Annotated in this window: 19 protein-coding genes; 9 read left to right on the plus strand and 10 right to left on the minus strand. The window is 60.0% G+C overall.

Annotated features, from left to right (window positions below; translation table 11 throughout):
• Positions 1–17: 17 nt before the first annotated feature.
• The 3 genes from AC1D1J_RS20785 to AC1D1J_RS20795 are packed head-to-tail and all read right to left on the minus strand — an operon-like array spanning position 18 to position 2,592.
• Complete coding sequence (locus AC1D1J_RS20785; protein WP_477695746.1) at positions 18–248, minus strand: hypothetical protein; 231 nt, start codon at positions 246–248, stop codon at positions 18–20.
• A 24-nt stretch (positions 249–272) separates the two neighbouring features.
• Complete coding sequence (locus tag AC1D1J_RS20790) at positions 273–1,388, minus strand: acyl-CoA dehydrogenase family protein (protein ID WP_477695747.1); 1,116 nt, start codon at positions 1,386–1,388, stop codon at positions 273–275.
• Between the two features lie 22 nt (positions 1,389–1,410).
• Positions 1,411–2,592 carry an acyl-CoA dehydrogenase family protein gene (locus AC1D1J_RS20795; RefSeq protein ID WP_477695748.1) on the minus strand — a complete coding sequence of 394 codons (1,182 nt, stop codon included), beginning with the start codon at positions 2,590–2,592 and terminating at the stop codon, positions 1,411–1,413.
• Positions 2,593–2,762: 170 nt separating this feature from the next.
• On the opposite strand from AC1D1J_RS20795, the gene purN reads away from it, so the two are divergent.
• Positions 2,763–3,359 (plus strand): phosphoribosylglycinamide formyltransferase, encoded by a 597-nt coding sequence (gene purN, locus AC1D1J_RS20800; RefSeq protein WP_477695749.1) that lies wholly within the window; start codon positions 2,763–2,765, stop codon positions 3,357–3,359.
• 167 nt (positions 3,360–3,526) lie between these two features.
• Positions 3,527–4,081, plus strand: coding sequence for a fasciclin domain-containing protein (locus tag AC1D1J_RS20805; protein ID WP_477695750.1), 555 nt, complete (start codon positions 3,527–3,529; stop codon positions 4,079–4,081).
• Positions 4,082–4,143: 62 nt separating this feature from the next.
• Here AC1D1J_RS20805 and mdeB read toward each other — a convergent pair whose 3' ends face one another.
• Positions 4,144–6,840 (minus strand): alpha-ketoglutarate dehydrogenase, encoded by a 2,697-nt coding sequence (mdeB, locus tag AC1D1J_RS20810; protein ID WP_477695751.1) that lies wholly within the window; start codon positions 6,838–6,840, stop codon positions 4,144–4,146.
• Positions 6,841–6,946: 106 nt separating this feature from the next.
• Here mdeB and AC1D1J_RS20815 point away from each other — a divergent pair, with 106 nt between their 5' ends.
• Positions 6,947–7,456, plus strand: coding sequence for an Lrp/AsnC family transcriptional regulator (locus AC1D1J_RS20815; RefSeq protein ID WP_477695764.1), 510 nt, complete (start codon positions 6,947–6,949; stop codon positions 7,454–7,456).
• Here the strand turns inward: AC1D1J_RS20815 and AC1D1J_RS20820 are convergent.
• The gene (locus tag AC1D1J_RS20820; RefSeq protein WP_477695752.1) at positions 7,439–9,286 is read right to left on the minus strand and encodes a sensor domain-containing diguanylate cyclase; all 1,848 of its coding nucleotides are present in this window, start codon (positions 9,284–9,286) and stop codon (positions 7,439–7,441) included. The genes AC1D1J_RS20815 and AC1D1J_RS20820 overlap by 18 nt on opposite strands.
• A gap of 146 nt (positions 9,287–9,432) precedes the next feature.
• On the opposite strand from AC1D1J_RS20820, the gene AC1D1J_RS20825 reads away from it, so the two are divergent.
• On the plus strand, positions 9,433–10,824 hold the full coding sequence (locus AC1D1J_RS20825) for an esterase-like activity of phytase family protein (protein ID WP_477695753.1): 1,392 nt from the start codon (positions 9,433–9,435) through the stop codon (positions 10,822–10,824).
• Positions 10,825–10,910: 86 nt separating this feature from the next.
• Here AC1D1J_RS20825 and AC1D1J_RS20830 read toward each other — a convergent pair whose 3' ends face one another.
• The gene (locus tag AC1D1J_RS20830) at positions 10,911–12,527 is read right to left on the minus strand and encodes a peptide chain release factor 3 (protein WP_477695754.1); all 1,617 of its coding nucleotides are present in this window, start codon (positions 12,525–12,527) and stop codon (positions 10,911–10,913) included.
• A gap of 130 nt (positions 12,528–12,657) precedes the next feature.
• Positions 12,658–12,906, minus strand: coding sequence for a DUF1653 domain-containing protein (locus AC1D1J_RS20835; RefSeq protein WP_477685890.1), 249 nt, complete (start codon positions 12,904–12,906; stop codon positions 12,658–12,660).
• A gap of 66 nt (positions 12,907–12,972) precedes the next feature.
• Between AC1D1J_RS20835 and AC1D1J_RS20840 the strand changes: the two genes are divergently transcribed.
• The 4 genes from AC1D1J_RS20840 to AC1D1J_RS20855 all read left to right on the plus strand — a co-directional run bounded on the left by AC1D1J_RS20840 (position 12,973) and on the right by AC1D1J_RS20855 (position 18,668).
• A complete protein-coding gene (locus AC1D1J_RS20840; RefSeq protein WP_477685889.1) occupies positions 12,973–14,229 on the plus strand; it encodes an RsmB/NOP family class I SAM-dependent RNA methyltransferase in 1,257 nt (418 codons plus the stop codon).
• A 199-nt stretch (positions 14,230–14,428) separates the two neighbouring features.
• Positions 14,429–15,628: a DesA family fatty acid desaturase gene (locus AC1D1J_RS20845; protein WP_477685888.1), complete on the plus strand. Its 1,200-nt coding sequence runs from the start codon at positions 14,429–14,431 to the stop codon at positions 15,626–15,628.
• 588 nt (positions 15,629–16,216) lie between these two features.
• On the plus strand, positions 16,217–18,142 hold the full coding sequence (locus tag AC1D1J_RS20850) for a linalool dehydratase/isomerase domain-containing protein (protein WP_477695755.1): 1,926 nt from the start codon (positions 16,217–16,219) through the stop codon (positions 18,140–18,142).
• Positions 18,143–18,269: 127 nt separating this feature from the next.
• Positions 18,270–18,668, plus strand: coding sequence for a diacylglycerol kinase family protein (locus AC1D1J_RS20855; RefSeq protein ID WP_477695756.1), 399 nt, complete (start codon positions 18,270–18,272; stop codon positions 18,666–18,668).
• A 297-nt stretch (positions 18,669–18,965) separates the two neighbouring features.
• Here the strand turns inward: AC1D1J_RS20855 and rpmG are convergent, their stop codons facing one another.
• From rpmG to trxB, 3 genes are all read right to left on the minus strand, one after another.
• Positions 18,966–19,133, minus strand: a complete 168-nt coding sequence (gene rpmG, locus AC1D1J_RS20860; protein ID WP_007863188.1) for a 50S ribosomal protein L33 — start codon at positions 19,131–19,133, stop codon at positions 18,966–18,968.
• 11 nt (positions 19,134–19,144) lie between these two features.
• Entirely contained in the window at positions 19,145–19,378 is a 234-nt protein-coding gene (gene rpmB, locus AC1D1J_RS20865) for a 50S ribosomal protein L28 (protein WP_293403299.1), read from the minus strand.
• A gap of 201 nt (positions 19,379–19,579) precedes the next feature.
• The gene (trxB, locus tag AC1D1J_RS20870) at positions 19,580–20,524 is read right to left on the minus strand and encodes a thioredoxin-disulfide reductase (protein WP_477695757.1); all 945 of its coding nucleotides are present in this window, start codon (positions 20,522–20,524) and stop codon (positions 19,580–19,582) included.
• Between the two features lie 176 nt (positions 20,525–20,700).
• Between trxB and AC1D1J_RS20875 the strand changes: the two genes are divergently transcribed.
• Complete coding sequence (locus tag AC1D1J_RS20875; RefSeq protein WP_431097946.1) at positions 20,701–21,378, plus strand: Crp/Fnr family transcriptional regulator; 678 nt, start codon at positions 20,701–20,703, stop codon at positions 21,376–21,378.
• Positions 21,379–21,503 lie beyond the last annotated feature (125 nt).

The raw sequence follows: 21,503 nt of genomic DNA on the forward strand, positions 1-21,503 counted from the left end.
GGCAAGCGCCGCAAAACTCAGTGAGTAAACTCCAGCACAACCAAGTGGTTGTCCGCCACCGGCCAGGTCCGGCCAGTGATCTTTTCTGCATTGAACTCCGCTGCAATCGGTCGAAGTCCTTCCTGGTTCACATTGATTTTTAAGCTGGACACACCAGCACCCGCGGGAGGCACGCCGGGCAAGCTGGTTTTTCCGTCAAAACGTATCTTGTCGCGTACTGCATCAAAGTAACCTCTGGGCCGCGTCAAGCGAACGACCTTGGGGGCTAGGTTCTAGGCAAATACGCCAGCCGTCTCCTGCATGCGGCTCGACACTTCGCCGAGTTGATGCAGCGTGTCGCCAAACGTCATTTCCAGCTGCGTCAACTTCTTGAAGTAGTGGCTCACGATGTACTCGTCGGTCACGCCGATGCCGCCATGCAGCTGCACCGCCTGTTGGCCGACAAAGCGCATCGACACGCCCAATTGGTACTTTGCGCGCGCCAGCGCACGGGCGCGTTCATCGGCCGGCGCATTGAGCTTGAGTGATGCGTAGTAACTCATCGAGCGCGCCAGCTCCAGCTGCATCTTCATGTCGGCCACGCGGTGGCGTAGGGCCTGGAAGCTGCTGATGGCCACGCCGAACTGCTTGCGGGTGTTCATGTATTCGACAGTGATGGCGAGCGTCTTGTCCATCACGCCGACGGCTTCGGCGCAGGTCGCGGCAATGCCGATGTCGATACCGTGGGCCAGGGCCGTGAGGCCGTCCAGTGTGACCAGGGTGGCGGGCGCGTTTTTAAGCGTGATCTCGGCAGCCCGGCCGCCGTCCTGCGTACTATAGCCCGTGGTTGTTACGCCGGCAGCGCTGCGCTCCACCAGAAACAGCGCCAGCTTGCCCCTGGCCATGGCGGGAACGATGAAGGCATCGGCTTTATCGCCGGCCGGCACTATGCTTTTGATAGCTGTTAGCGCCCATCCATCGCCGGCTGCAGCCGCATTTGCCTCGCATTTTTTGAAGTCGTAGCGCGCGGCGCGTTCCTGGTAGGCCAGTACCACCAGGCTTTCACCTGCGGCGATTTTCGGCAACCAGGCTGCTTTGACGGCTTCGGGGGCGTAGTTCGACAGCACGCCGCCGGCAATCAATGTCTGCGCCAGGGGTTCCAGCACAATGCCGCGCCCGAGCTCTTCCATCACCACCATGCCCTCGACGGGGCCCATGCCCAGGCCGCCGTCGTCTTCGGGTATGTAGAGACCGGTCAGGCCCAGCTCGGCGATCTGGCCATAGGCCTCGCGCGAGAAACCGCCCGCCTTGGCGATGCCGCGGCGGCGCTCAAAGTCGTAGCCCTTGTCGACCCATTTGCGCACGGCGTCGCGCAGCTGTTCCTGGTCGTCGGTGAAATCGAAATCCATGATGTGTTCCTTTGAATCAGATTTAGCCGAGAACGACTTGCGAGACGATATTGCGTTGCACTTCGTTGGAGCCGCCGTAAATCGTGGTTTTGCGCATGTTGAAGTAAGTGGACGCCAGCGGCGCGTCGCCCAGCAGGCCGCCGGGGAAGTCGCCCTGCCAGCCGGCTTCCATGGCTTCTTCGATGAAGGGCAGGCTGAAGGGGCCGGCGGCCAGCATCATGAGCTCGCTGTAGCGCTGCTGGATTTCGCTGCCGCGAATCTTGAGCAGGCCCGCGATGTCCAGCGAATTCTTGCCCGACTTCTCGGCCGAGAGCACGCGCAGCACCAGCATTTCCAGCGCCACCACGTCGACCTCGAGCTTGGCGATCTCGTCGCGAAAGCGGAGGTCGTCGTACACGCCTTCAGCCTTGGCGATGCGTTTGAGGCGTTCCAGCTCGCGTTTGGCGCGGTTGACGTCGGCGATGTTGGTGCGTTCGTGGCTGAGCAGGTGCTTGGCGTAAGTCCAGCCCTTGTTTTCTTCACCGATCAGGTTGTTGGCCGGCACCTCGACGTTGTCGAACCAGACTTCATTGACCTCGGCCTCGCCGTCCAGCAGCACGATGGGGCGCACTGTCACGCCGGGCGACTTCATGTCGATCAGCAAAAACGAAATGCCGGTTTGTGGCTTGCCTTCAGTGCTGGTGCGCACCAGGCAGAAGATCCATTCGCCGTACTGGCCCAATGTGGTCCAGGTCTTCTGGCCATTGACGACGTATTTGTCGCCCTGGCGCTCGGCCCGGCATTTGACGGATGCGAGGTCAGAGCCCGAGCCTGGCTCGCTATAGCCTTGGCTCCACCACACTTCGCCGCTGGCGATGCCGGGCAGGAAGCGCTTTTGTTGTTCGGGGCTGCCGAAGGCCATGATGACGGGTGCCACCATCACGGGGCCGAAGGGCACCACGCGCGGCGCGCCGGCCAGCGCGCATTCTTCTTCAAACAAATGCTTTTGCACCGCGTTCCAGCCCGGGCCGCCGAACTCTTTGGGCCAGCCGTGGCCGAGCCAGCCCTTTTTCCCGAGGATTTTGGCCCAGCGCTGCATGTCGTCACGCGACAGGCGCAGGGCGTTGTGCACCTTGTGCGAGATGTCTTTGGGCAGGTTGGCGTGAACCCAGGCGCGTATCTCTTCGCGAAAGGCCTGTTCTTCAGGGGTGAAAGCTAAATCCATGGCGGGGTTGTCTCCAGGCGGTTGGCAGGCATTTCTGCGGTCGATTTCTTATTTTTAGCACGGTCGTTCGTAATTTTATGTCTCAGGTGGGACATAACGCAAAGGCCGGGCAACGAGAAGGCAGTTTGCCTTTTTCTTTGCCCTTCAGCCGCGTTCTAAACTAGAGGGCTATGGCAACTGCGCAGAAAAACATCGTCATCCTGATTTCGGGGGGCGGCTCCAACATGGCGGCCATCGCCCGCGCCGCTGAAAAAGAGGACTGGCGCAGCAAATGGGGGGTGCAGGTAGCCGCGGTCATCAGCAACAAAGCGGACGCCCCGGGGCTGGCCCTGGCCCAACGCCTGGGAATTGCTACCGAAGCTGTGCCGCACAAGTCTTTTGATTCCCGGGAGGCTTTTGATGCGGAACTCATGGCCCGCATTGACCGGTATTCGCCCGCGCTTGTGGTGCTGGCCGGTTTCATGCGCATTTTGACGCCGGGCTTTGTGCAGCACTACGCTGGCCGCTTGATCAACATTCACCCTTCGCTGCTGCCGGCCTTCACGGGGCTGGACACCTACCAGCGCGCCATCGATGCGGGCTGCAAGGTGGCGGGCGCTACGGTGCATCAGGTCACGGAGGTACTGGACCACGGCGCCATCCTGGCGCAGGCGGTGGTGCCTGTGCTGCCGGGCGACACTGCCCAGACGCTGTCTGCCCGCATCCTCACGCAGGAACACCTGATTTTCCCGCAGGCTGTGCGCGCGTTTTTTGAACCTGCCGCCTGAGCTCTGCCCGCGCGCCCGCGCGGCGAAAAGCGTTGATGCATCCGGATTGATACGTTTGATTTGAATCCAGCCGGTCTTCGGCCCCGTATTCATGTCAGCCGCTTTGAAAACCCTTCCGGTTGCGGCTTGCGTATCTACTTCATCAACATCAGTTCAAAGGTATTCACATGCAGACAAAACACAAACTGGCATCCGTCGGCGTGGCCATCGCCCTGTCATTGGCTGCCGCATCTTCCTTCGCCCAGGTCATGGTGGGCGGTGCGCCCATGCTGGCCAGCAAGGACATCATCGACAACGCTGTCAACTCCAAAGACCACACCACGCTGGTCGCCGCGGTCAAGGCCGCGGGCCTGGTCGACACGCTCAAGGGCCCGGGTCCGTTCACCGTGTTCGCGCCCACCAATGCGGCCTTTGCCGCATTGCCCGCCGGCACGGTCGACACCCTGCTCAAGCCCGAAAACAAGGGCATGCTCACCGGCATCCTGACCTACCACGTCGTACCCGGCAAGTGGGACGCGGCAGCCATCAGCAAGATGATTGTCGACGGCAAGGGCATGGCCACCATCAAGACGGTGGCCGGTGGCACGCTGGTGGCCAAATCGGCCGGCGGCAAGGTCACGGTGACCGACGAGAAGGGCGGCGTTGCGACAGTCACCATTGCCGACGTGTATCAGTCCAATGGTGTGATCCACGTGGTCGACAAGGTGCTGCTGCCCAAGTAAGCCGGGCGCTTCTTCCCCGAGCCCGTGCGCGGCCTGCCGCGCGCGGGATTTCGTGCGTTGGCCTACTTCTGGTTCAGCATGTGCAGCGCCGCCTTCACGATGCTTTGCGCATCGACGCTGAAGAATTCACGCAGCGCGGCGCGCGTGTCGCTGCGGCCAAAGCCGTCGGTGCCCAGGGTCAGGTAGCGCCGGCCTTCGGGCACAAAGGCACGAATGCTTTCAGGCACGGCGCGCACATAGTCGGTGGCGGCAACGATGGGGCCGGTGCTGCCCTGCAACTGCTGAGCGATGAAGGACGCAGTCACAGCGCCGTCATTGATCGCCTCTTGCTGGCAAGCCGCACCATCACGCGCCAGCTCACTCCAGCTGGTCACGCTGAAGACCGCGGCCTCAATGCCCTGCGTGGCCAGTTGCTGCGCAGCCTTGATCACTTCGGTCAGGATCGCTCCCGAGCCCATCAAAACGACTTTTTGGGCCTTTTTTTGAGGTGTTTTAGCGCTGGGGGGCAATAAATCCGGGCGCGACCAGCTATTGAATTGATAGCACCCGCGAATAATGTCCGCCTCGGAACCGGCTTGCAGATCGGGCTGCGCATAGTTCTCGTTCATCAGCGTGACGTAGTAGAAGACGTCTTTTTGCTCGACCATCATCTCCTGCATGCCGTGGTCCAGGATCACGGCCAGCTCGCCGGCGAAGGCCGGGTCGTAGGCCTTGCAATTGGGAATGGTCGCGGCGATCAGGTGGCTGGTGCCGTCCTGGTGTTGCAGGCCCTCGCCGCCCAGCGTGGTGCGGCCCGAGGTGGCACCCAGCAGGAAGCCGCGGGCGCGCTGGTCGGCGGCAGCCCAGATCTGGTCGCCCACACGCTGAAAGCCGAACATCGAGTAGTAAATATAGAAGGGCAGCATCGCCAGGCCGTGCACGCTGTAGCTGGTGGCCGCCGCCGTCCAGCTGGCCATGGCGCCGGCTTCGCTGATGCCTTCTTCCAGGATCTGGCCGTCGAGCGCCTCGCGGTAACTCAGCACCGAGCCAATGTCTTCCGGCGCATACCGCTGGCCCACGCTGGAGTAAATGCCCACCTGCTTGAACAGGTTGGCCATGCCGAAGGTGCGCGCCTCGTCGGCCACGATGGGCACGATCTTCGGGCCCAAGGCCGCGTCTTTCAGCAAGCCGCCCAGCATGCGCACAAAGGCCATGGTGGTGCTCATTTCCTTGCCGTCGGCAGCCAGTGCGAACTGGGCATATGAGGGCAGGGCCGGAATGTTCACGATGTCAGCCGCCGTTTCACGCCGCGGCAAATAGCCACCCAGTGCTGCGCGTTTTGCGTGCATGTATTGCATCTCGGCGCTGTCTGCAGCGGGCTTGTAGAAGGCCAGGTTTTTGGCTTGCTCGTCAGACAGCGGCAGGTTAAAGCGGTTGCGGAATTCGATCAGCTCTTCGCCGTCGAATTTTTTCTGCGAATGTGTGGTCATCTTGCCCTGGCCGGCGCTTCCCATGCCGTAGCCCTTTTTGGTGTGGGCCAGGATCACCGTGGGCTGCCCCCGATGGCTGGCCGCCGCGGCGTAAGCGGCATGGATTTTCACCAGGTCGTGGCCGCCGCGTTTGAGGCGGTCGATTTGTTCATCCGTCATGCCCTGGGCCAGGCGTGTGAGTTCAGCGTTCTGGCCGAAGAAGTTGTCGCGGTTAAAGCGCCCGTCTTTGGCGGCAAAGGTTTGCATCTGGCCGTCCACCGTCTGCGCAAAAGTTTTTGCCAATGCGTCCGTCAGGTCACGTGCGAACAGGCCGTCCCAGTCGCTGCCCCAGACCAGCTTGATGACATTCCAGCCGGCGCCGGCAAAGAGCTTTTCGAGCTCGTCGATGATGCGGCCATTGCCGCGCACCGGGCCGTCGAGCCGTTGCAGGTTGCAGTTGACGACCCAGACCATGTTGTCCAGTCCCTCGCGGGCGGCCAGGGTCAGCGCGCTCATCGATTCGGGTTCGTCCATCTCGCCATCGCCGAACACGCCCCAGACTTTCCGCCCGGTGCAGTCCAGCAGGCGCCGGTGCGTGAGGTAACGCATGAAGCGTGCGTGGTAGATCGAGCTGATCGGGCCTATGCCCATGGAGCCGGTGGGGAACTGCCAGAAGTCCGGCATCAGGTACGGGTGCGGGTAGCTGCACAGGCCTTGCGCGCCCTGGCTGGGCGCGGTCAGCTCCTGGCGGTAAAAGCCCAGGTCTTTCTCATTCAGGCGGCCTTCCAGGTAGGCGCGTGCATACACGCCCGGTGCGCTGTGCGGCTGGAAGAACACCAGGTCGCCACGGTGCTGTCCTTCACCTACGCCTTCACGCGCGCGAAAGAAATGGTTGAAGCCGGTTTCAAACAGGTCGGCTGCGCTGGCATAGCTGGCGATGTGGCCGCCGAGTTCGGCCGAGCCGCCGGTCTCGGCCTGGTTGGCGCGCACCACCATGGCCAGCGCATTCCAGCGCATCAGCGAGGCCAGGCGCTCTTCCATCGCCAGGTCGCCGGGGAACACGGGCTGCTCGTCTACGCCAATGGTGTTGACGTAAGGCGTGGCCAGTTCGGGCTGCCAGCCGATGCGCTGCTTGCGCGCGACGCGGCTCAGCTCGTGGAGCATTTCCCGCGCGCGGGCCGGGCCTTGCGTGAGGGCCAGGGCTTCAAATGCCTCGCGCCATTCGGCGGTTTCCTGTGGGTCAGGGTCAGCGGAAGGATCGGTGTAAGAAGCGGCCTGCATCAGTAAATGGTGGGGTGTGGAGTCGTTCATGGCACCAATCACTTTACGCAGAATCACCCGGAAGGTGTTGCTTCAATATCGGGGAGTGACACAATTTAAAAGCATAAAATGCTGTAAATAGCGAATTTTAAAGATGATACAGCTCGATAACCTTGATTTGAAGATTCTGGATGAGTTGCAGCGGGATGGCTCGCTGACCAACGTGGAGCTGGCGCGCCGCGTGCACCTGAGCCCTTCGCCGTGCCTGGCCCGCGTCAAGGCGCTGGAGGCCGGCGGCGTGATCGACCGCTATGTCGCCATTGCCAACGCGGCGGCGCTGGGTTTGGGCCTGAATGTGTTCATCTCCATCAGCCTGCGCACGCAAAGCAAGGAGTCGCTGGCCGACTTTGAACGACGCATCGCCGAGCACGACGACGTGATGGAGTGCTATTTGATGTCGGGAGACAGCGACTACCTGATTCGTGTGGCTGTGGCCGACATCGGTGCGCTGGAGAAGTTCATCCTTGAGCAGCTGTCCCCAATTCCGGGCATCGAGAAAATACGCTCGAGCTTTGCGCTCAAGCAGGTCAGGTACAAGACGGCTTTGCCTTTGCCTCTGACCAGGGCGCCTGAACCCACCGCCAGGGTGTCAGCGGCCCGGGGCTGACGTCTGTTCGGTGGCCAGGGCCGGGTGCGAAATTTCAATTTCGTTGATCTTGGCCAGCAGGTCTTCCCGACGGCTCACGTCTTCTCCTGCGGCACTTACTGTATCGCTCGGCGAATCGACAAACTGCACATAGCGTTTTGTTCCAGAGGACATCTGGTGCAAGCGGGACTTGAGCCTTTCAACCACTTCCTGTGCGGTCGTCTGGGAGCTGGGCGTGTCATGCCACAGGGCGACGTGCAGGTTAAAGGCGTTCGCATCGCCCAGCTTTTCAGAGGCGCGTATGCAGTCGGCCAGGATCTTGGTTGAAACTTCGGACAGCGTGGTGCGGTTGACCGGACCTTCGATCAGCATCATGAAGTCGTTTTCGCCATGGCGAACCACGGTGTCGACGTCGCGTGCTGCCCCGCGCAGGATTTCGCCGATGCGGGAAAGTGCGGCACCGCGCTTCTGGTCGCTTGCCGCGTCATGGCTCGGGGCCTGGCCCTGCCAGCGCAACATCAATACGCCGAATGCCGACTTCTGCCGTCGCGCGCGAAGCAGCATGGGCGGCAGCCTGTCGTCGATGATCCGCGGCAACATCAGCCCGCTGGCCGGGTCGTAAGTCGCCAGTGCGGCGCTGCGGTGGTTGGCAAACAGTGCTGCCCGGCTGCGCCATGCCAGCACGAGGAAAACCCAGAGCAGGCCGATCATCGCCGACAGGACACCGGCTGCCTGTGCCGCTTCAACATTCCAGACCCAGCCCGCGTTGTAGGAAAGCCGGGCCAGCGCGGCCAGCCCGATGGGCGCGGCGCCCAGCAGGATGAGGAGGTTCCAGGTCTGTCCCCGCAAAGACATCCACAGGAGGCTTCCCATGATGGCCAGGGTGGAAAACGCCAGCCACAGGTTGCGAAGATCACGCGGCACGAGGTTCTGGCTGGCACCCATCAGGCAGGCCATGAACAGGCTGCCAGCCGCCACGATAAGCAGCAGACGGTGTATGCGCGGGTAGCCGCTCTTGGCATAACTGGCCTGGGTGCAAAACCATGCACCGGCGGCCATGCTCACCGAGGCCGACACCCAGCCCATGACCTGGTTCAGGTGTGCGCTGTGCGGCCAGATGCGCCAGCCGCCATAGCCGATCAGCACCAGCTGCGTGAACATGAGCGTGACCACGACGGCGCCGAACCACAAAAATACCTTGTTATGCGCCATGACGAACGCGGCCAGGCATAGAAAGGCCAGCAGGCTGAACATTCCCCACATCAATCCGATCACCACGCCAACCCGGGACGCGCCGTCGATGTACTCAATGGGCGACAGCAGCATGGGCCGCGCCGTGATGGCCCTGCGGTGCTCAAAGCGCAGGTAGTAGGTCTGCATGCCGTCGCCGCGCGTTTGCAGTTCAAAACTCGGCACGCGTGTACGCAAGGCCCATGCGGCCGGAGCAATCGCTTCGCCGGCGGATTGGACCAGCCAGCCGCCTTGCGGGTTGCGCGAAAAAAGGCTCGCCTTGAAGATCGCCTGGCCCGGCATCCGTATGTACCAGGTCTGCAGGGCTTCGGTGGCCGGCAGTGAAAAAGTGGCCCAGACATCCTGCGTGTTCGAGGTGGGCAGGATGGAGTCGTCTGTATAGGGCTGGAAGGTCCACGGCCCGGTTGCGGGATCGCCGGCTGTCAAGGCATCAGGTGACTCGATGGAATCCTTGGGCACCGCGACCCATTGCAGCGGCTGGGCCAGCGTGATTGTGGGACTGTCTTCGTACAGGCGGTCAAAGACCTGCGCATGGGCTGCGCCGCAGAATGCGCAGAGCAACATCAGGAAAAAACCACGCAGGCTTGCCGTTCGATACATCTGTATAGCTTATTGCAAAAAAACGGCCTGCCCTGAAGGCCGTGGCCCTGCCGTGCAAACGCCCGATGCGGACCCGGGGCGCTGTGTGTAATCAGGGCGTCACATGCGTTGGCCACCATCCGGCTTTCTTCAACAGTGGATTGCCCATGCCTTCTTCCCGTTTTGCCGCCAACCGGCACCCCGCATTCAAATCTCTCTTCAAAGCCATCGTTCCTGCGCTGGCAACCGTTGCGCTGGCTGCGCCGCTGCAAGCCCAGACCGCCTTGCCGGCCACACTGGCCGGCCATGTGGTGGCGCCCGCCCGGTCGTTTATTGCAGCGCCCAAAGATGCGCCGCAGGACCTGCAGGTCAGCGGCAAGTTCATCAATGGCAAGCGCACGGAAGCGCTGGGCACGGTGGAGGGCCTGTCTGCCGGCAGGCCCACGGGGGTGAGCCTGCCTTTCAAGGGCCAGCCGCTGCAAGGCCACTCGGGCATCAAGAAAATGCCCGATGGCAGCTTCTGGATCCTGACCGACAACGGCTTTGGCTCCAAAGCCAATTCGCCGGATGCCATGCTGTACCTGAACCGCTACAAGGTTGATTTCAAGGGCGGCGCCTTGAAGCGGCTGGAAACGATTTTTCTGCACGATCCTGATAAAAAAGTGCCGTTTCGCATCGTCCATGAAGGCACGAAGCAGCGTTACCTCACGGGCGGCGACTTTGACACCGAAAGCTTCCAGTTCGCCGGTGGCGCCTTGTGGATTGGCGACGAGTTCGGCCCTTTCCTGATCAGGGCCGACCTGAAAGGCAAAGTGCTGGCGGTGTTCGACACGCTGGTCGACGGCAAGGCCGTGCGTTCGCCCGACCATCCGGCCGTGACGACTCCCGGTGTGCCGGGCGGTGCGGTGGATTTCCAGGTTCGCCGCTCCAAGGGGTTTGAAGGCATGGCCGCTTCGAAAGACGGCAGCAAGCTGTATGCGCTGCTCGAGGGCGCGCTGTATGACGCCGCCGCCAAAGGCAATGAAAACGTGGGCGGCAAGGACTACCTGCGCGTACTGGAGTTTGACGTGAAGAGCGAATCCTGGACCGGCCGCCACTGGAAATACATGCTGGAGAGCAACAGCCACGCGATTGGCGACTTCAACATGATTGACGGCACGACGGGCCTGATCATCGAGCGCGACAACGGCGAAGGCACGGCCGACAAGGCCTGCCCGGAAGGCCAGAAGCGCACTGACTGCTTTCATGACATCGCCAGGTTCAAGCGTGTCTATAAAGTGGAACTGAGCGACGCCAATGCCGGCGGCGCGCTGCGCAAGATCGGCTACATCGATCTGATGGCCATTGCCGACCCGGCGAAGCTGGCGCGCAAGCCCCTGAACAACGGCGTGCTGACCTTCCCGTTCTTCACCATTGAAAACGTGGACGTGGTGGACGCCACGCACATCGTGGTGGGCAACGACAACAACCTGCCGTTTTCCAGCAGCCGCGAGCCCAACAAGGCGGACGACAACGAGCTGATCCTGCTGGAAGTGGGCGATTTCCTCAAGGCCCAATAGGCCGGGGCTTCAGGATACGCGCGCAGGTTGCTATGGATTTTATAGCTGCTTGCGCCCGTCCTGATTGGACTGCAGGCCAAAAGTATTTACATTTTTGACTGAAAAACCAGTCCGGCGTGCTCGCGCAGCGCATGGAACTTGATCTTGGGCCACTGCTGCTCCACCGCGCGCAGGGTGGCGCTGTGGTCCACAAGCAGGGTGGGGGCATCGACCGCATCCAGTGCCACGCGGTGGGCATTGGCGTCCATGAATTTCTTCAGTTCGTTCGGGTCCTCGGACGTTACCCAGCGGGCCAGGTTGAAGTTGCTGCCCATGATGCGGGCCTTGACGCCGTATTCATGCTCCAAGCGGTGAGCCACCACTTCAAACTGCAGCTGGCCGACAGCGCCCAGCAGCAGCAATGAGCCGGCAATCGGACGGAACACCTGGATCGCGCCTTCTTCACCCAGCTGCGTGAGGCCGGCGCGCAACTGCTTGCTGCGCAGCGGGTCGGCCACCTCGACGGCGCGAAACATTTCAGGCGCAAAGAAGGGCAGGCCGGTGAACTGCAGCGCTTCGCCTTCGGTCAGCGTGTCGCCCAGCTGCAGCACGCCATGGTTGGGAATACCGATGATGTCGCCGGCGAAGGCGGTGTCGAGCAGCTCGCGGCGCTGGCTCATGAAGCTCACCACGGTGTTGGGGCGCAGCTCCTTGCCGCTGCGCACCACCTTCAGGCGCATGCCTCGGGTGAATTCGCCGCTGGCCACGCGCAAAAACGCGATGCGGTCGCGGTGCGCCGGATCCATGTTGGCCTGGATCTTGAACACCACACCGGAGAATTTTTTCTCTTCGGGGTGCACCACGCGCTGGATGGCTTCGCGCTCGGCAGGCGCGGGCGCCAGGTCGACCAGCGCGTCCAGCACTTCCTGCACGCCGAAGTTGTTGATGGCCGAGCCGAAGAACATGGGCGTCTGTTTGCCGGCCAGGAATTCGGCGCGGTCGAACTCGGGCGTGGCGCCGGCCACGAGTTCGATCTCGCCCTGGGCCTGGGCGTATTCGGCGCCAAAGCGCCTGGCGGCTTCGGCGTTGTCCAGACCGGCCAGGATTTCATCGTCGCCACCGGCTTTTTCTTCGCCGGGGCTGAAGACGCGCATGCGGTCTTCGCGCCTGTCGTAGACACCGTGAAAGAGCTTGCCCATGCCGACCGGCCAGGTGAAGGGTACGACCGTCATGCCGAGCTCGCGTTCGATCTCGTCCATCACGCTCATCGGGTCCTGCACCTCACGGTCCATCTTGTTGACGAAGGTCAGGATGGGCGTGTTGCGTGCGCGGCAGACCTGCAGCAGGCGGCGCGTCTGCGGCTCAACGCCGTTGGCCGCGTCGATCACCATCAGCGCCGCGTCCACGGCGGTCAGCACGCGGTAGGTGTCTTCCGAGAAATCCTGGTGGCCTGGTGTATCAAGCAGGTTGATCACGCAGTCGCGGTATTCCATCTGCATGACCGAGCTGGCGACCGAGATACCCCGCTGCTTTTCAATTTCCATCCAGTCGGAGGTCGCGTGGCGCGCAGCCTTGCGGGCCTTGACGCTGCCGGCGATCTGGATCGCGCCCGAGAACAGCAGCAGCTTTTCGGTCAGCGTGGTTTTACCCGCGTCGGGGTGGGAGATGATGGCAAACGTGCGGCGGCGCTTGACCTGTTTTTCAATTTCAGTGGATTCGGACATAACCCACGATTATCGGTGAGATGGCCCCCACGCTCCGCCGCTACGCGGGTCGCTGCCCCCCGAGGGGGCTGGCCTTGCTTGGGACGGCCCGGCGCGGCGGCCGCCGTTTCTCTTATTGGGGATGCGGTGCTTAACCAGGTTGCCGGGCGAAACGCGGTTGTTTCACCCCGTCGATCACGACCTCTTCATTGAACATGCCAGCAGGCCGCACCCACAGCCCTTTTTCACCGTAGAGCGCGCGGTACAGCGTCATCGGCTCCAGGCTTTCGCTGTGGCGCACGGTGCCGACCACCTCATACAACATGCCCTTGTAGTGGCGGTACAGGCCGGGCGGGGTTTCGATCAGGGGCGGCAATTCTTCTGCGGGGATTTCAGGCATGGGCAGTCTGGGTTCCAAAGGGCTTTAAAAACGGTGCGGCGAGACCGCAGTGGGACAATAGGGGCTATGCATCCTAAAGCCTTACTCGACAGTTGTTCCGAGCTTCTCAAGCAGGTCCTCAAATTTGATCATCCCGCCGACATGGTGGTGTCGCGCTATTTCCGCGACTATCGCCTCGGCCCGCGTGAACGCGCCACCGTGGCGGAAACGATTTACGGCGTTCTGCGCAAGAAAAATCTGTATACCTATCTGGCCCAGCATGGCAGCGGCGCGCCGGAGCGGCGTCTTGCGATTCTCGGTTTTGCGGCGGACCGCGACTTTCTTTTAGGCGCGTTGACTGACCAGGAGAAAGACTGGCTGGCACGCTGTGACCAGGTCAAGCCATCGGACCTGATGGAGCTGCACCGCCACAACCTGCCGCAGTGGCTGGTGGAGCCGCTGAAAGAGCAGCTGGGTGATGATTTCTGGCCGCTGGTCGAAAGCCTGAACGCACCGGCCGGGCTTGACTTGCGCGTCAACACGCTCAAGGACAAACGGGCTGATGTCCAGAAGGAACTTGCGAAAGCAGCTATCAAAACCGTAGCAACACCGTATTCGCCCTGGGGCCTGCGGATTGCCGACGGCAAGCCCCAGCTGGGCAAACTGGATGCCTTTACGCGTGGCGCCATTGAAGTGCAGGATGAAGGCTCGCAGCTGCTGGCCCTGCTGGTCGATGCCAAGCGCGGTGAGATGGTGGTCGACTTCTGTGCCGGGGCAGGTGGCAAGACCCTGGCCTTGGGGGCTTCCATGCGCAATACCGGTCGCCTTTATGCGTTTGATACGTCGGGGCACCGGCTCGACGCGCTCAAGCCGCGGCTGGCGCGCAGCGGCCTTTCCAATGTTCATCCGGTGGCCATTGCCCATGAACGTGACGACCGGATCAAGCGCTTGGCCGGGAAGATAGACCGGGTCCTGGTAGATGCTCCGTGCTCGGGGCTCGGCACTTTGCGGCGTAATCCTGACCTCAAATGGCGGCAAACGCCCAAGGCGATTGAGGAGCTCAGGGCCAAGCAAACTGCCATTTTGCAAAGCGCTGCGCGGCTTTTAAAGCCCGGCGGACGCCTGGTTTACGCGACCTGCAGCGTTTTGCGTGAAGAAAACGAAGCCATCGCTGAAGCCTTCAGTGAGGCGAATAAAGAGTTCAACGTCCTTGAAACAGGCCCCTTGTTGACTCATCTGGGGGTGGAACACGCGGAAAAACTCTGCCGCGGACCTTACCTTCGGCTGTGGCCCTACCTGCATCAGACGGACGGGTTTTTCGCAGCAGTATGGCAAAAGTCGTGATATTTTTGGCGACAAAAGACGACAGATAGGCTGAGGTTACATATTCATTCGTGATTTTTCGCACTGTTTTACCCTTGGGGCCTGTACTGAAAGTGACTTGGTATTTGTGGGGGATCGCCTTACAATAAGGGGTTATTTTTTGCAGCGCCTGGAGACACATCTGGATAGGCGACTGCTTCAGATTGTTTAAAGGATTTTTATGATCTTGTTTGATGCGGCCCTCGACTGGCTTGCCAATGGGTTGCTTGCCGCCAGCTGGTGGCAAATCGTGTTGTACACGCTGGTGACCACCCATATCACCATTGCCAGCGTCACCATCTATCTGCACCGTCACCAGGCGCACCGCGCCATGGACCTGCACGCGATTCCTTCGCATTTTTTCCGCCTTTGGCTCTGGCTGGGTACGGGCCAGGTCACCAAGGAATGGGTGTCCATTCACCGCAAGCACCACGCCAAGTGTGAAACCTCTGAAGATCCGCACAGCCCGCAGGCTTACGGCATCAAGAAGGTTTTCTGGGAAGGCGCCGAGTTGTACCGCGCCGAAAGCAAAAACAAGGAAACCATGGCCAAGTTCGGCCACGGCACGCCCAATGACTGGATTGAGCGCAACGTCTACACCCGCTATAGCTGGCAGGGCGTGGGCCTGATGATGATCATCGACCTGGCGCTCTTCGGTGCTGCAGGCCTGGCTGTCTGGGCCGTGCAAATGGCCTGGATCCCCGTGACGGCGGCCGGCATCATCAACGGCATCGGCCACTATTGGGGCTATCGCAATTTTGAGGCGCCTGATGCCAGCACCAACATTTCGCCCTGGGGCATCATGATTGGCGGCGAAGAGCTGCACAACAACCATCACACCTACCCGACGTCGGCCAAGTTCTCGGTCAAGCCCTACGAATTCGACATCGGCTGGGTGTATATCCGTGCCATGGAAAAAGTAGGCTTGGCCTCCGTCAAGAAGGTCCCGCCCAAGCTCCAGCTGGGTTCTATCCAGCCTGTGGCAGATGAAAAAACCCTGGAAGCCCTGATCGCCCATCGCTATGAAGTCATGGCGGGTTTCGCGCGCGAACTGCGCCGCGCCGGCAGGGCCGAACTCGAAGTGCTGAAGGCCAGGAAAGCCGACGTGTCCGTGTTGCGCGCAGCCAATCGCTGGCTGCACCGCGATGACGACAAGGTGCCGGCTGCAGCCAAACCCCAGCTGGCGCAGGCCCGCGCCGAACATCCCGTGCTGGACAAGATGGTCACCATGCGAGAAGAACTGCGCCAGATGTGGCTGACCACCTCGGCCTCCCGTGAGCAGCTGGCTGCGGACCTACAGGCCTGGTGCCACCGCGCTGAGGAAAGCGGCATCGCCGCTTTGCGCGAATTCTCGATGAAGCTGCGGGCTGCCCGCACCTGACCTGACGCTACATATCCGACCTGGTCACCCGGTCGAAACTTCAAGGCCGCTTCCGGAGAAATCCAGGAGCGGTTTTTTATTGTTCGGCGCAAAGTACGAGTTCCATGATCGAGCGCCCCAAGATTTGGTAATGGTAGGGTCGCTACCAGCGCACTGATCAGGGCGTCCGAGATTAGTCATCTTCTGCACACAGAAGAGCCTTCTCACGTGAATTGCGCTGAACCTGACACACTCTCGAGGTGAAAGCGCTGTCCCCACATTCGACAACTGGTGGTCGCGCCCACTGACGAGCCAAACGCTGCCACCGGCAGGTCGTAGTGCTTGAGGTTCTTCCTCCAGGAAGCCGGCTGTTTGCCAATACTCGAGGCAAGAATCGCGGAAGCAGCGGCGCACCTGGATGCAGATCCCACACACGCAACTCAAAACGGGCTATTGGGTCGATGTTCCGCGGCGTAAATGGTCGTCTGGCAGGTGACTTCACACCCACTTCATACAGTTCATCAAGACCTCACAGATGCGTATCAGACTGCACCTATCGAAAGCCGAGTGCATCAAATCTGGTGTTTTCATTCGAAGAAAGGTCGGTCTGTGAGTTCAATCTGTAGCGTCGCTACTCTTCCGCCATACACACGAATTTTCGGCCCGGTGACGACAAGAAAGACTGTCCGGCTTCTAAAACTGTATCTGCTGCTCGTTACGGGCGGCTCGGCTTTGCTGCTTTTCGCGCATCAGGATGCCTTGCAGATTTTCGGCTTGGGGTTGATGGTGCCGGGCGGTGGATTTCTGGCGCATGCTGATATCTGCACAGGCAGTGGCATAGGTCATATAGCCGCGTGGCTGTGTTCGGTTGGTGCCTTGGCGTTGGCGCTGTTGGTCTGGTTTGGCACGGGCAACGTGTTGCTGCCTCCGTTTGTATGGCTCGGTTCGGCATTTTGGGCCGCGAGCATGAACCATGGCGCAATTCAGCCAGGGGTGGTAATTAATGTGTACTACGCGCTCATGCTGTTTGCTGCAGCAGGCTACCTGTCGATGCTGGCCTGGTTTATGTTTTCAGGCCGGCAAAGGCGCATCGATAACGACTACTTGATCCGACAAACGGCTCGATTGGACACGATCTTCACAGCCCAATCACCAAGGCAAAAACCGGAAATGTCTTTGGCGCATCTGCATCGTGTGAGGTTCGCACTCGATCGGGCTCTGCAACCTTTAGATAAATTTTCCGGATTCGAGCAACGCGATCAATTTCAGACGGCGGCGCTTCGCTATCAAGTCAACTTTCTGGCTTATGGCATTGCCTTGACGCAGGCACGCTTCACGCCTGCGTTAGGCGGGTACATGAGCGACGCGCAAAGCAAGCTGCTGAACAAGCAGACACAGCATCGCGCATGGGCCTACTGGTCGCTGGAAAATCTATGGGGAAACTTCCGATGGAACTCCGACCCTACGGTCCGTGAAAACATCATGTACACGGGCTTCGTGGCGCTGCAGATGGCCCTGTTCCAGGCCAGCACAGGAAGTCAGGAATTTTCGAAAAAAGGTGCCTTTACGCTGGTGCACCCGAACGGAAAACGCTACGAACACAGTTTTGAGTCCTTGCTGTCCAGGTTGGAAAAAGAATACGAACGTTCACCCTTCTATTTGATGGCCTGCGAGCCCAACTGGGTCTATCCCCTGTGCAACACAATGGGGGCCGCGGCATTGCGTGCCCACGATGCGCGGTACGGTCAGATGAAATGGGCCGGTCACGCGTCAGAGTTTCGCCGGCAGCTGGAGGCGGAGTTTCTGGATGGTACGGGTCGCTACGTGCCATGCCGTTCTACGTATACGGGATTGGCCTTGCCCGCCATTGGTGGCGCAATGCCCCTCGCGATGCCCTGCTACTTTTTGAATGCGCTGGAACCTGACTTGGCGCGTCGCCAATGGCTGTTGTTGAGACGTCAGCTGTTCGATGGTCATGAGCGACTTCGACGCAGTGAATTCTGGCCCATCGACACAGGAAACTATGGTTTCTCAAGAGGCAGTGCCTTCGCAGTGACGGCCTTGGCGGCGGCAGAGTTGGGCGATGAGTGTGTGTATCAAAACTGCATGGATGCCCTGGAGCGCGAGTGTCCAACTACTCTCAGTCATGGGGTCGCTCACAGGAATATGGCCTCGGTATGGGCGCATGGCGTCGAGCTGATGGCGCACTCCGGAGGGCACGACAGTTTTCGAGACTTGATCAACAACCCACTTTCATCAAAAGGTCCCAGGTTGGAACCCCTGTCCTATCCCGATGTGCTGGTCGCATCTGCGCACTCCGATGCTGTAAGCAGCTCTTTGCAAGCGGTGCTGTACGGCGGAGCCGGCGATGGCATTAAGAGCTTGGGCGTGTCGGGCTTGCGTCCGTTAGCACCTTATCGGGTCACAGGCGCATGCCTGACGCAGGTTCTGGCTGACGACACGGGAAATGTGTGCTTGCAGATTCCGCTTGCTGGGCGCACCTGTTTGACGCTGGAGCCGGCCGGCGCGCTGTGATGGGTTGCTGTATTTTGATGGCCACGGTATGGGGCTGCTTGTATGGGTTGCAGGTTATGCAGGTGTGCACTGTTCGACGTTCATGTGTTGCTCAGGCTTGGCGGTTGGTAAATAGGAAGGACGGGAAATGAAAGAAGTCCCTTATACCCGCGCGCCGCAACGATTCACTCTGGTCGCACGCCTCAAGAGCTTTGGTTATGCCTTCGAGGGGATTGCTTTGATGCTTAAAACACAGCACAACGCATGGCTGCATCTAATCGCCACAATGCTGGTGACGGGATTGGCCGCTTGGTGCCGAGTGGACGCCGGCGATTGGCGCTGGCTGATTGGTGCGATGACCATGGTTTGGATGGCAGAGGCCATGAACACTGCAGTGGAGTCGCTCTGCGATGTTGTGTCGCCACAATATTCATTGGCAGTCAAATGCGCAAAGGATATTGCCGCCGGCGGAGTGTTGATTGCGGCTTGTGCAGCAGCGGCAACCGGTGTCATAACCTTCTGGCCCTATTTTGGAAATAGTCTATAAATTTCCGTCGATGGCTCTGCTCTTGGAGTTAGCCTGAGTTGGCTGCGGATGTGGCTTGCCAGATGATTGCGTTGTGGCGCTGTGCGTGGTGCGCCGCCTTGGTGGTAAGACTTAAACCAAAAATGGGCTTATGTGGACCAGATTTCGACAGGATTCAAACAAGCCACGTGGCAACCTGCTTATTTGGTGGGAGTTTTGCTTTCTAGATCCCAGAAAAAAAGGACACCGAGGTGTCCTTTTTTTCTGGGTGTGCCGACCGAGCGGGTAGTTTTTAACTAGGCACGGATTCGTAACTATTTATTTCAGCTTGATTTCTTTGTATTCCACGTGCTTGCGTGCCTTGGGATCAAATTTCATGATCAGCATCTTGTCGGGCGTGGTTTTCTTGTTTTTGGTGGTCGTGTAGAAATGACCCGTACCGGCAGTCGATTCCAGCTTGATTTTTTCGCGTGCGCCTTTAGCCATGATGCTTCTCCTTAGACTTCACCGCGGGCACGAAGGTCCACCAGGACCGCATCGATGCCTTTTTTGTCGATCAAGCGCAGACCAGCGCTGGTGATGCGCAGGCGCACCCAGCGGTTTTCGCTTTCAACCCAGAAGCGGCGGTACTGCAGATTAGGCATGAACCGGCGCTTGGTTTTGTTGTTTGCGTGAGAAACATTGTTTCCCACCATCGGGCCTTTGCCCGTTACCTGACAGACGCGTGCCATGAGCACTCTCCGTAAAAAATTAGAAATCGGATGCTGGCAAAGGGTAAATCTGCACGAGACAGACCTGCAAATGCCCAGCTAAGCCATAGATTATAGCCTGAAAACTGATTTGTTCCAATTCCGCCGATTGAGAGCCTCGGCAGGGCGGCAAAAGAGCTGGAAAAAAGAGACAAAAGAGGAAGTCAGCGCTTCCTCTGGTTTTCAGGAGCCTTGTTCCAGGAAGCGCTGGGCATCCAGCGCCGCCATGCAGCCTGTTCCGGCACTGGTAATTGCCTGGCGGTAAATATGGTCCTGCACGTCGCCGGCAGCGAAGACGCCCGGAACGCTGGTCATGGTGGCAAACCCCTGCAGCCCGGTTTTGGTGATGATGTAGCCGTCTTTCATTTCCAGCTGCCCTGCAAAGATGTCTGTGTTCGGCTGGTGGCCGATCGCGATAAAACAGCCTTTGAGGGTGATGTCCTGCGAGGCATCGCTGTTTGTGCTCTTCAGGCGGACGCCTGTCACCCCTGAAGCGTCACCGAGCACCTGCTCCAGCGTGTGGTGCAGTTTGAGTTCGATCTTGCCTGTGGCCACTTTTTCGTGCAGTTTGTCGATCAGGATGGCTTCGGCCTTGAATTTGTCGCGGCGGTGTACCAGCGTGACCTTGCTGGCGATGTTGGATAAATACAGTGCCTCTTCGACGGCGGTGTTGCCGCCACCCACCACGCAGACCTCTTCTCCGCGGTAGAAGAAGCCGTCACAGGTGGCGCAGCCGGAAACGCCGCGGCCCATGAATGCCGTCTCCGACTCCAGGCCCAGGTACTTGGCGGAGGCACCGGTAGCGATGATCAGCGAGTCGCAGGTGTAAGTCCCGCTGTCGCCCGTCAGGGTAAAGGGGCGTTTGCTGAAGTCGACCTTGTTGATGTGGTCAAAAATAATCTCGGTCTTGAAGCGCTCGGCGTGCTCCAGAAAGCGCTGCATCAGGTCGGGCCCCTGCACGCCATGCACGTCGGCGGGCCAGTTGTCGACCTCGGTGGTGGTCATGAGCTGACCGCCTTGCGCAATGCCGGTGATCAATACCGGGTTGAGATTGGCGCGCGCTGCGTAGACGGCTGCGGTGTAACCCGCAGGCCCTGAACCGAGGATGAGGACTCTGGAATGTTTCATGATGAAAAACTGATTGGGAAAGTGTAAGAACTCATGTAGAGTCATGCCGCATAAGTGCAGCGTCAAGTAAAAACAGCTGCTGGTACTTTTCAGGCATTTGATTTCTTATGAGATTGCGTGCCATTGTAAGAACTCACACGACTAGCCGTCCGATGTGAGGTTGGGAGATATCTGCTATGACAACGATGGTGTCTAACCTGGAATTGATTCGCCGGGTCCCTCTTTTTTCCGTGTTGACTGCCAGCCAGGCTGCATCGGTCGCCGATACCGTGGTCAAGCGCCGGTTCAAGCGCGGCGAGCCTATCGTGGAGCAGGGCAAAAAATCCAACGCCCTTTCCATCATCCTGACAGGCCGCGCACGCGTTATCACCACAGATTCCCGGGGCCGCGAGGTCATTCTGGCCACCATGCACCCTGGTGACTACGTGGGTGAAATGAGCCTGATCGACAATGAACCTCACTCCGCCACGGTGCGTGCCGAGATCCAGACTGATGCCCTGATTCTGGGCCGCCTGGAGTTTGCACGTTGCCTTCCGGAAAACAGCTCTATGGCCTATGCCGTGCTGAAGGGGCTGGTCCAGCGACTGCGCCATGCAGACCGGCAGATTGAGTCGCTGGCCCTGATGGATGTGTATGGCCGTGTGGCCAGGGCATTGCTCGAATTCGCCAATGAAGACGGCAGCGGAAATGCCGTGATCCGCGACAAGGTTTCCAGGCAGGATCTGGCCAAGATGGTCGGCGCTTCGCGCGAAATGGTCAGCCGGGTGATGAAGGATCTTGAAGAGCGCGGATTCATCGAAACCCGCGACGATGGCTCGCTTTTGGTGAAAGAGCGTCTTCATACGCTGGGATAGTGCCCTGGCAGACCCTGCCGTACGGTTTGGCGTCTCTGGCGCTCCCTCAAAGCCCTTACCCAACTACGGTAAGCTTGGTACTGCAACCCGGAAATATCGAAACATGAATGCGCGTCTTCGTACCT

This window comes from Polaromonas sp. P1_F8 (assembly GCF_056405635.1).